Source organism: Ignavibacteriales bacterium, assembly GCA_016709155.1.
Classification (GTDB): Bacteria; Bacteroidota; Ignavibacteria; order Ignavibacteriales; family Ignavibacteriaceae; genus JADJEI01.
Map to the genome: position 1 here is coordinate 170336 of JADJEI010000014.1, position 11307 is coordinate 181642.

Here is an 11307-nt window from a genome sequence, read left to right on the forward strand (position 1 = left end):
AGAAATAATATTTACAAATTTGCAGGATCAAAATTTTCAAGTGTATCTTTTATATATTTCAAGAACATACCGCCGAGCATTCCATCTATAATTCGATGATCGTGCGAGATAGTTAATGACATAATCGGTTTAATGGCTATTGTATCCATCCCATCTGCTTCGATAACTACAGGTCGTTTAATCACAGCCCCCACCCCAATAATAGCAACTTCAGGCTGATTGATAATCGGTGTTCCGAAAATAGTACCGAACACACCGTAATTAGTAATTGTAAAAGTGCCGCCGGAAATATCATCAGGAGTTAATTTTTTATTCCTCGATCTAAAAGCTAAATCGTTGATTGCTTTTGCAAGTCCAATTGTATTAAGATTTTCTGCGCCTTTAATGTTAGGAACAATCAATCCGTTCGGTTCAATTGCTACCGCAATGCCAAGATTCACAAATTTCTTTTTCAAAATATTTGTCCCGTCAATCGAGGAATTAACTAACGGATAAGCTGTCAAAGCTCTAACGCTGGCATTAGCAATGAAAGCCATGTAAGTTAGTTTTACCCCATCCCTTTTTTGATATTCATCTTTATTTTTTTGAATGAAATTATGAATTTTAGTCATATCAACTTCAAGCATAGCTGAAACGTGAACCGAAGTATCACGGCTTGAAACCATATGCTGCATAATTTTCTGCCGGATATTATCCATCGGGATTTTTTCAACACCATCACCAAACGATTGACTACTTACGGCTGGTACGAAGGAAGGGGCAGGCATTGCAGAGGGTTTGGGTAATTCTGTTTTTAACTCGTGAGCAACATGGTGTGACTCAGAGGTCTTTCGTGATTGAATAAAAGCAAGAATATCTTTCTTCGTGATTCTGCCTTCTTGTCCACTTCCTTTAATTCTTTTCAATTCAGCTTGAGAAACATTTTCTTTTGAAGCAATACTCAAAACAAGTGGCGATAGAAATCCTGTTTCTTCATTAATTTCTTCAGTAAGTTGAAAAGAATTTTGAAAGTTATCGTGCATTTGTAAAGGCTCAACAGTCTTCCGAGCACTCTGTTCCTGTACTGAAGTAGTGGCGGATTCAACAACCCTTGTACTTGATCCTACACTTGAACCTGAACTTGATCTTATACTCAGCCTTGCGACCACTGTACCAACAGAAACGGTTTCCTGTTCTTTCACCATTATTTCTGCAAGTATTCCCTCTTCGGGTGAAGGAATTTCAGTATCAACTTTATCTGTACTTATTTCAAAAATGACTTCATCTTTTTTTATTGGGTCACCAACTTTTTTATGCCACTTAATTACAGTTCCTTCCATAACCGACTCACCCATTTTAGGCATGGCTATATCAATAATAGAATTGGAAATTGTATTTTCAATTTTAGCTTCAGTTGGTTGTGATTTTTATCGAGGCGATTGAAGGTTCTTCAATTATCTTTTGTGATGATTTGGCAATTGATTCAGCTTCACTCTCAACACTCAAAATGGCAACAACAGTCCCGACCTCAACTGTTTCACCCTCCTTAACATTAATATTTGTTAAAATACCATCTGCCGAAGCAGGTATTTCAGTATCAACTTTATCTGTGCTAATTTCAAAAATTATTTCATCGCGTTTAACTTTGTCTCCAACTTTTTTATGCCATTTTATGATTGTGCCTTCACTGACACTTTCGCCCATCTTCGGCATTACAATTTCCATTTTATCCTCAATCAATAAATTAAAAATTTAATAAACTTTTTATACCATTATAGATAACATCTCTCGAAGGAAGTACGGCAGATTCAAGAATCGGAGAATAAGGGATATGTGAATCAAGAGCTGCAATTCTTCTTACAGGCCCATCCAGATATTGAAAACAAGTATCTGCTACTCTTGCAGCGATCTCCCCGCCAAATCCTCCGGTCAAAGTATCCTCGTGAACGATAATACATTTATTAGTTTTTTTAACAGACTTAAAAATCATTTCTTCATCAATGGGAATGATGGTTCGCAAATCAATTACTTCAACCGAATGCCCTTCATCCTCAAGTTTTTTTGCAGCAGTAACGCAATCCCATAAAGCTGCACCGTAAGAAATAACAGTTAAGTCGCTTCCTTCTTTTACTACTTTCGCTTTGCCAAAAGGAACCAAATAATTTTCGTTTGGTTCAGGAGTGATTGCATAACTTTGTCTATAAAGTCCTTTGTGCTCGCAAAATAAAACGGGGTCGTTAATTCGTATTGCAGTTTTGAGTAGTCCCTTTGCATCTGCGGCATTGGAAGGATAAGCAATAAAAATTCCCGGGACGTGTGCAAAAAACGATTCTATATTTTGACTATGATACAGCCCACCATGAATATATCCGCCAACAGCAACTCTCACAACAACAGGTGATATCCAATTATTATTAGAGCGGTAACGCATCGTAGCGGTCTCATCTCTTAGCTGCATAAATGCGGGCCAGATATAATCGCCAAATTGAATTTCGACGACAGGTTTTAAACCGGCAAGAGCCATCCCAGTTGCAACGCCTGCAATACTTGCTTCGGCAAGCGGAGAATTAAAAACTCTTTCATTACCAAACTTTGTTGATAAACCTTTAGTAGCGGTGAATACACCTCCCTTTCCATCAGCAATGTCTTCGCCAAAAACATAAATCTTATCATTTATTTCCATTTCTTCGCGAAGAGCATGATTTATAGCGTCAACCATAACAATTTTTTCGCCGCCTAGATCAGTCATTTCATATTCGAGAGACTCGCGCAAACCACTTTCGTCAAAAACAAATTTTGCAGCGTCTGCAGGATTCGGGTCTGCTTCTGCTAAGGCTTTATCTGCGGCTGCATTGACTTCTTCAGTAATTTCAAATTTAATTTTTTCAAGTTCATTAACAGAAAGTAATCCTTCCTTTATTAACCATTTTGAGAACTGATCAATCGGATCACGCTTTAATTCTTCATCAAGTTCTTTATGATCCCTGTATTTCTTTTGATCATCAGAAGAGGAATGAGACTGTAACCGAACAACATTCGCTTCTATTAATACAGGTCCATTTCCTTCATTAATATATTTTACAGCTTCCTGAACTTTCTCATAAGATTCAAAAAAGTTTGTCCCATCAAGGTTAATTCTTAAAAGATTGTGGTAGCCCGCCATCATTTCAGCTATAGAGTTATCCTTCCCCCCGCTTTGATTTTTTACCGGAACCGAGATAGCATATCCATTATTTTGAATCACAAACATTACAGGAAGTTTTTCGCGGCTTGCCCAGTTGATAGCTTCATGAAATTCGCCCTGACTTGTAGTGCCTTCACCGGAACTGACATAAGCAATATGAGGATTGCCTTTTTTTACAGAAGCAAGAGCTGCGCCAACAGCTTGAAGGAATTGTGTGCCGGTTGGGCTTGACTGCGATGGTAAATTTATTTTAGTGTGTCCCCAATGCGTTGGTAACTGCCTGCCGCCGCTTGCTGGATCGCTGGCTTTAGCAAAACATTGCAGGAAAAATTCATGAGGAGTAAGTCCAAATGTTAATACTAATCCAAGATCGCGGTAGTAAGGAAAAATCCAATCTATTTTATGATCGAGTGACAAGCCAACGGCTGTTTGGATAGCTTCGTGTCCGCTTCCTGAGATGTGAAAAAAAGTTTTACCCTGCCTAAGAAGGTTCATTGCTTTATTATCAATTGCACGACTTAAAAGCATTAATCTTAGTACACTAAGCAATTTTTCTGAAGTTAAATTCAATGGTAAGTTTTTTGTCAAACTTGATTTCACTTCATGGTTTTTATTATTATCGTTTATAGAAGATTTGTTTGATTCTAATTTTTTCAACTTGGTGATGTCTTTCTCATTCGACAATTTATTTTTAGACATTAAACTGTTACCTCATTAACATTTTCATTTTGAAAGTTATCAATATCTACATTTATTAATTTCTGGTATTCAAAAAATTGCTTGAAATTATTTAGAAGTTTTTCCTTAACAATTTTAATCTCGACTTCAACATTTAATTCTTTACTTAAAGATGTCACAGATTTTTCTTTTATTCCGCAAGGAATAATTCCGTTAAATAGAGACAAATCAGTATTTATATTAAAGGCAAAACCATGCATTGTTATCCATCTGCTTATTTTAATTCCGATTGCTGCAATTTTTCTATCATCAATCCAAACGCCGGTATATTTTGGGTTGCGTTTCGATTTCAAACCAAACTCATCACAAGTTCTGATGATAACTTCTTCAATACCGCGTAAATACTCGTGAGCATCTCTTTTCCAATTAACAAGATTAATAATCGGGTATCCAACAATTTGACCGGGTCCATGAAAAGTTATATCCCCTCCCCTATCAATCTCATAAACGGAAATATTATTCTCTTTAAGAAAATCCGGATCGCTTAAAAGATTTTTTTTATCAGCAACTTTACCAAGTGTGTAAGTGTTTGGATGTTCGAGAAGCAAAAGTACATCGGGAATTTTATTTTGATATCTTAATTCAAGTATTTTCTTCTGTAATTCCCATGCTTCCTGATAATCAATTATTCCGGCATCTATGTATAATATTTCTTTTTCAGAACTCATTAATTTTTAATAAATAGTTGTATTTGTAATTTTAAAGCCGAATAGTTTCAACTTCTAAAAGAGATAAACCTAAACTTTATCCATAACATGAACATTTGCTTGAACCTGAACTTGAACTCAATCAAATGTGTATTGCTTCACCATAAGCTTGAGCCGCTGCTTCCATAATAGATTCGGAAAGAGTTGGATGAGCGTGAATCGTTTTTATTATTGAGTGACCTGTTGCTTCAATTGATCGTGCAAGAGTCAGTTCAGCTATCATCTCCGTGGCTTCCGAGCCAATGATGTGTGCACCGAGCAATTCGCCATATTTTTCATCAAAAATTAGTTTAACAAATCCTTCCCGCTCCCCGATTGCAAATGCCTTCCCGCTTGCCATAAATGGAAACTTACCAACTTTAATTTCAAGACCATTCTCTCTTGCTTTTTTTTCAGTCAATCCAACACTTGCTATTTGAGGCTGACAGTATGTGCAGCCCGGAATATTATCATAATCAATATCTGGATTTGCAATTCCTTTTATTCCTTCCACACAGTGAATACCTTCCGCCGAAGCAACATGTGCAAGCCATGGGGGTCCAATTACATCACCAATTGCATAGATGCCTGGAACATTAGTTTCATAAGTGGATTTATTCACTTTGATGTGATTCTTAAAAAGTTCAATACCTAATTTTTCAAGTCCGAATCCCTCAACATTCCCGGTAACACCGATAGCGCTTAATACTTTCTCCGCAGAAAGTTCTTTTAATTCACCATTAACTTTAACTTTTACATTAACTCGATTGCCCGTAACCTCAGCTTTTTCAACAACGGCTTTTGTAAAAATCTCTACCCCCCGTTTACGAAAATTCTTTTCTAATGTTTGTGATACTTCGATATCTTCAATTGGCAAAATATTATCAAGCATTTCGATGACTGTAACTTTTGTACCAAGCACTGAATAGAAATAAGCAAACTCGATTCCTATTGCACCGGCACCAACGACTATTAAATCTTTAGGAAGTTTCCCGAGTGACATTGCTTCGGTACTAGTAATGATATTTTTTTTATCAACAGGAATATTTGGAAGAAGTCGTGGTCTTGCACCGGTTGCAATTATTATATTAGAGGAAGTCAACGAATCGATTTTTTTGTTGGCAATATCAAAAACTTCAATTTGATGTTTAGACGTTAATTTACCATAACCTCTAATGCGATCTACTTTATTTTTTTTTATAAGCATTTCAACATTTTTTGTTATACGATCAGAGATGTCCCTGCTGCGTTTAATAATTTTATTGAAATCAAACTCAATTCCGCTGATCTTAATTCCAAAATCAGAAGAATGATTTTTCATATTATCAAAAAGCTCGGCATTTTTTAATAACGATTTTGTAGGAATACATCCCCAGTTCAAGCAAATTCCTCCAAGTTTTTCATTATCAATTACGACGGTTTTAAACCCTAATTGAGCAGCCCTTATTGCAGCAACATAACCACCTGGACCGCCACCAAGAATTGCGATATCACATTTGTTTGTCATATATTTTATTCTAAAAGAATTTTAATTTTATAAGCCAATATAAATAATCATGGCTTAATCAGAAAAATTAAGCGAAGGCAATGGTTTACCTTGAATTAGAATTTACTTATTGACACATTTAGTTAAAAATTAGTTGACACAATATTTATTTAACCACCAAATAAATCAGGAAATTATGTTAGTAAATTTAAATTCTGAAGAATTTTCTAATCAGATTAAAAATGATAATCATTCAATCATTATTGATGTTCGCACCAAAATGGAATATGAGCAAGGACATATTCCAAATGCAAAGTTGATTGATATTTATCTTTCAACATTTACAAGTGAAATTTTAGAACTCGATAAAAATAAATCTTACTATTTGTATTGCCGGAGCGGAAGTCGAAGTTACCATGCGGGATTATTCATGATTGAAAATGGTTTTACGAACGTTTTGAATCTCCGGAATGGAGTTCTCGATTGGCATGAACTCCTCGTAACTGAGTGACACTCAGACTTGTAAATCTCATTTTGTATTTTACTCAAGTTCATTTCAAATGTGATGACTCAGTAGTCTTGCTTTAATTTTTAGATAAAACAAATTCTCTCCAATTCTTTAGACAAACTATAGTCTGATCAACCGCTTGATCTTCCTTTGACTGATATACTCAATAATAGAAATAAACTATAGGATTATAATTATTATCAATAGATTTTATATTGCGTCTTGAAGTAATGGTGTTTATGTTCAACCCAGAAATTAAATCTACTTTACTTGACCCGCATTTAGCTTAACAATTTTACAAGTTTATTTATTTAGCATCGATTATTTGAAAAAGTATATGGTAACGATCAAATTACAAGTTTTTGAATTAGAAAGAAGAAGGAGGTGATTAAGAATATGTATTCGTATTGATTTACGGATATTCTGGCAGGGGATGATTTTAAAACAACTATTTTCTTAAACAAATCTTGAGAGGGATTTATCATGAGAAACATTCTCAATTTTTCTGTTCTTTCGTTATTATTTGCAACTATTCTCTTAACTCAGTTTGGGTGTCAGAAAGAAGAAGTTGTACAACCTGTAAATGAAGTGGATTCAAGTATTCTTGACAAACCTGCAAAAATATATTCTAATGCAGTTGCCACAGATTACTTTGATCTCGAATGTAAATTTGTGCAAGGAACCGGTGGTTATACACCTCCCGTAGCCTCCAGAGCATTCGCTTATACAGCCATTACACTCTATCAGTCCATCTATCCTGGAATGAGTAGTAAATATAATTCACTTGAAGGCAAATTGAATGGTATGCCACCGATGCCAGTTCCTGGGCCTACTGCAATATTTAAAATGCAATGGGAACTTGTATCGAATGCCGCATTGTCACAAATAATGCGCTTATTCTTTCCTACTGCTACCCCCACAAATATGGCAGTGTTAGATTCACTTGAAAATTATTACAATGGTCTTATTGCTCCCACTATCAGCCAGTTCACTTATGATAAATCACGTGAATATGGTATTGAAGTTGCAAATGCTGTTTTCGAGTATTCAAAAACTGATGGTGGACATGAAGGTTATTTACATAATTTTCCGGCATACACTCCTCCGGTAGGACCTGGATTATGGGTTCCCACACCCCCACTTTATCAACCAGCTCTTCAACCTTATTGGGGAAACAACAGACCCTTCATAGTTGATGATATTGTGCCAACTTTACCTGGTCCCCCAACTCCATATTCAGAAGATCCTTCTTCACCGTTTTATAGGGAAGCATTGGAAGTATACAACACAGTACAAAACTTGACTCCTGAACAAACAGAGATTGCTCTATTCTGGAGCGATGATCCGGGTGCGACTTTTACTCCTCCTGGACACTCTGTTTCAATCGCGACTCAGGTAATCAGAAATGAAAATTATACTCTTGATAAAGCAGCATTTACTTATCTATCTGTAGGTATTGCAGTATCTGAGGCATTTGTAGCAGGGTGGTATGATAAATATGTTTATAATTATCTCAGACCTGTAACATTCATCCAGAGCTTTATTGCTCCGGGTTGGTTGCCAATATTGAACACACCTCCATTCCCCGAATATGTTTCCGGTCATTCCATTCAGTCCGGTGCTAGTTCTGTCGTTTTGTCAGAAATTTTTGGTTACCATTACGCATTCACTGATCACACCCATGATTATCGCGGATTTACTCCGAGATCGTTTAACTCTTTCTTTGATTTTGCAGATGAAGCTGCTATATCTCGATTGTACGGTGGAATTCATTATGTTCCAGCGATTGCAGTTGGTGTCAGACAAGGCAGGTTGATCGGCGCTAATGTAATGGCACTTAATCTTGAGAAATAATATCTAAATAGTCCTCAATTCTATATAGTAGATTTATTTTCTATAAATGAACTTCATTATTCAAGGGCGAGTTTTCTGACTCGCCCTTATGCTTTTATTGTAAGATCGTATTCAATTAATTATATCATTTAAGAATCTTCCTACCGTTAATTTTCAGGTAATCCAGTCTTTATAAAATCTTTATAGCTTACATCCATCTTTTAACAGCATCTTTATAAACCTAAGAATAAGTTTGAATCAAAAATTTATGCGACTCGGAAACATCAAAACAACAATGGATTATTATATCCAAATTGATTTGAAGAAAATGGAAAAAGAAATAAACGAAAAATTGACATCGAACTTGACTTAAATTTCAGAGTCTGATAGGTGCTTGTAGACAATTGTAGACAATTAAAAGAAGTGAGCGAAATAAAAAGGCTTCCAATCCTTAGATTTGAAGCCTTTTTCGTGGGCCCAGATGGACTTGAACCACCGACCCTCTGATTATGAGTCACAAGGATTCTTCTCTTTCCTTCCCTTTTGTAGCCTTTTTTCTGTAGTCGCTACACACTCGCTACAACCTCTAAGGAGGTTACTAATATGTTTCTGTCAAAAGACTCTAAATCGCCATTCTATCAAATCACCTATTTTGTCGAGGGTAAGCGAACCAAAAAATCCACCAAAACAACCGACCTGAACGAGGCAAGAAAATTCTTAGCTTCATTCAGCATTCCGGTAAAAATCAATAATGTAGTTTATGAAGCTAACAACTCCATACTATTGGAAGATTTCAAAATGAATATGTTGGCTTTACCAAACTCTCAAAATCAAAATACTATGTTACCCGCTCGATTGAACCCGCTTTCAAATTCTTCATTCAACATTGCGGAAATATTCTTCTCTCCGAAGTCACCACTCGCCACATAGATAACTTCATTATGTCCACCTACCAAAGAACCCAATCAGGCGCAGCCCTTTATTACCGCACTCTCAAAGCTGCTTTCTCAAAAGCTGTTGTTTGGAATCTCCTGCAGGAAAATCCATTCAAGAAAATCAAAGCACCTAAAGTAAATAAATCAGTTCCGCAGTTTATCACAGAAGAACAACTCAATTTAATCCTTGATAAAACAGATCGTCAATTTCTAAAGGATATTTTCACAACCGCTTTCTTTACCGGTATGCGGCTTGGCGAGCTTCTCAATATGCGTTCAAGTTGGATTGACTTCACTCATAATATTATCATAACCAAAAACTCAACCACCTTCACAACCAAAAGCAAAAAAGAAAGAATTATTCCCATTCACCCAAAAGTTTTATCAATACTACTAAAGCTAAACAAAACTCATCAATTGCTGAAGATTTTATTTTCAGTCACAATCAAAATATTAAATTCAATGAAGATTTTGTAAGCAAGCAATTTAAAAAAGCCGTTCGCGCCGCGAAGCTAAACGATCAAATTCACCTCCACACCTTGCGCCATAGCTTTGCAAGTAACTTAGTTCAAAAGGGCTTCTCTTTATGTAGTAAAAGAATTACTCGGTCACGAAGATATTAAAACAACTCAAATTTATTCACATTTGCAAAAGGATAATTTGATGAAAGCAATAAATTTGTTATAAATACCGTTATCAAAATTACCTAAACATCTTAAAAGGTATTCTCTTAATTATTTTTATTTAATAAAAATTCATAAATTATCAATTCATATAATCAACTCGGTTTATAATAAACTCTTATTACTAATCTAAATAAATTTTCCCCAGTTCATCTTATTAAAAAATATATTCATTGTTTTACGTATATTATTTTTATTGATTTTGATTATTCATAACGGACATATAATAAATTATATAAAATCTTTATAATTTTTTACATTTAACTTGTATATTATTCTTCCGTTCAAGGCGTACACAATATGTTCTCAAATGAAATAATTTAAACAATAGTTTTGAAAGCATATCAAATGTTTATTGGTGAATAGTCTTAAAAGCAAAGGGCTAATTTCTGTAAGATATTTTTAGCGAAAACATTTTAAGTTAACATTCATGACCAATTTAACAATAAAAATTAGTTTTAATAATGTTTTGTATCTAATACAAAGTCAAAGATATTTTGGAAAGCACATTCGGTTGATAAAAATCTTTATGATCTTAGTCTTGATAGATATGTAGGCAAGTGCGGTGTCATCTTACGGATAATTCTTTTCAAATAGGGCTCCTGCACTAGATTTAATTCATTCTACATTTGTTAGTAGTAAGGCAAAATTAATAGTCAGAATCAAATAATATACATAATAAGTATAATAAGTTTGGAAAATTTTACGAAAAACAATTTTGTAGTAAAAAGGTGAAAGAGTACTAATAATGAGGTGCAGATTTAATTATTCAAAAATTTATCTAAGTTATCAGATTACATTCACGTTACCGAGTTAGATACTAACCGTATAGGTCGCAAGTATCATCTAAATAATAATAAAGAAATTTTAATCGAAGATGGTAGTAAAAAAAGTTTCGACTATATTAAGAAGTGATTGGATTTTTGTAATGGGAATGACTCTCTACAAATAGAGACTGTTCCATTGATATAATTGAAAATGCTTTAGTAAACAATGCTAAATTGGTTTTTAATTTAGTTTCTTGTTCAAATTTAGCAAAGGCTCCTTAATATTGGTATTCAAGGTGTGTATCTGTTGGCTTCCAACTTTAGATATGCCAGGTAAAACTTTGGTAAAAGTTTTAAAATGAGTAGTGACAATAAGACCCCTTTGTTCCCCACATTTTAAGAATAAAAATATATCTTATAAACCCTATATCTCCGACAAATCTCTATTTCCTGAACTCTCTAAATGTTTTAGATTAACCTCATTAAAAAAACAATTTTTTGGCTTTCT

General features: G+C 34.7%; 10 protein-coding genes. 5 read left to right on the forward strand and 5 right to left on the reverse strand.

Going from position 1 to position 11307, the window contains the following annotated elements; genetic code table 11:
* Positions 1–11: 11 nt before the first annotated feature.
* The 5 genes from IPH11_19555 to lpdA form a co-directional block, all read right to left on the reverse strand.
* Complete coding sequence (locus IPH11_19555; GenBank protein MBK6915746.1) at positions 12–1343, reverse strand: 2-oxo acid dehydrogenase subunit E2; 1332 nt, start codon at positions 1341–1343, stop codon at positions 12–14.
* Positions 1344–1389: 46 nt separating this feature from the next.
* Complete coding sequence (locus IPH11_19560) at positions 1390–1704, reverse strand: hypothetical protein (protein ID MBK6915747.1); 315 nt, start codon at positions 1702–1704, stop codon at positions 1390–1392.
* Positions 1705–1723: 19 nt separating this feature from the next.
* Positions 1724–3862: a dehydrogenase E1 component subunit alpha/beta gene (locus IPH11_19565; protein MBK6915748.1), complete on the reverse strand. Its 2139-nt coding sequence runs from the start codon at positions 3860–3862 to the stop codon at positions 1724–1726.
* On the reverse strand, positions 3862–4569 hold the full coding sequence (lipB, locus tag IPH11_19570) for a lipoyl(octanoyl) transferase LipB (GenBank protein MBK6915749.1): 708 nt from the start codon (positions 4567–4569) through the stop codon (positions 3862–3864). The genes IPH11_19565 and lipB overlap by 1 nt, the downstream gene beginning before the upstream one ends.
* Positions 4570–4690: 121 nt before the next feature.
* Entirely contained in the window at positions 4691–6094 is a 1404-nt protein-coding gene (lpdA, locus tag IPH11_19575) for a dihydrolipoyl dehydrogenase (GenBank protein MBK6915750.1), read from the reverse strand.
* A 175-nt stretch (positions 6095–6269) separates the two neighbouring features.
* On the opposite strand from lpdA, the gene IPH11_19580 reads away from it, so the two are divergent.
* The 5 genes from IPH11_19580 (at position 6270) to IPH11_19600 (ending at position 9972) form a co-directional block, all read left to right on the forward strand.
* Complete coding sequence (locus IPH11_19580) at positions 6270–6584, forward strand: rhodanese-like domain-containing protein (GenBank protein ID MBK6915751.1); 315 nt, start codon at positions 6270–6272, stop codon at positions 6582–6584.
* Between the two features lie 480 nt (positions 6585–7064).
* Positions 7065–8435: a vanadium-dependent haloperoxidase gene (locus IPH11_19585; protein ID MBK6915752.1), complete on the forward strand. Its 1371-nt coding sequence runs from the start codon at positions 7065–7067 to the stop codon at positions 8433–8435.
* Positions 8436–9017: 582 nt separating this feature from the next.
* Positions 9018–9344, forward strand: coding sequence for a hypothetical protein (locus IPH11_19590; protein MBK6915753.1), 327 nt, complete (start codon positions 9018–9020; stop codon positions 9342–9344).
* An 11-nt stretch (positions 9345–9355) separates the two neighbouring features.
* Positions 9356–9826, forward strand: a complete 471-nt coding sequence (locus IPH11_19595) for a tyrosine-type recombinase/integrase (GenBank protein MBK6915754.1) — start codon at positions 9356–9358, stop codon at positions 9824–9826.
* A complete protein-coding gene (locus IPH11_19600; GenBank protein ID MBK6915755.1) occupies positions 9733–9972 on the forward strand; it encodes a tyrosine-type recombinase/integrase in 240 nt (79 codons plus the stop codon). Before IPH11_19595 ends, IPH11_19600 begins: the two co-directional genes overlap by 94 nt.
* Positions 9973–11307 lie beyond the last annotated feature (1335 nt).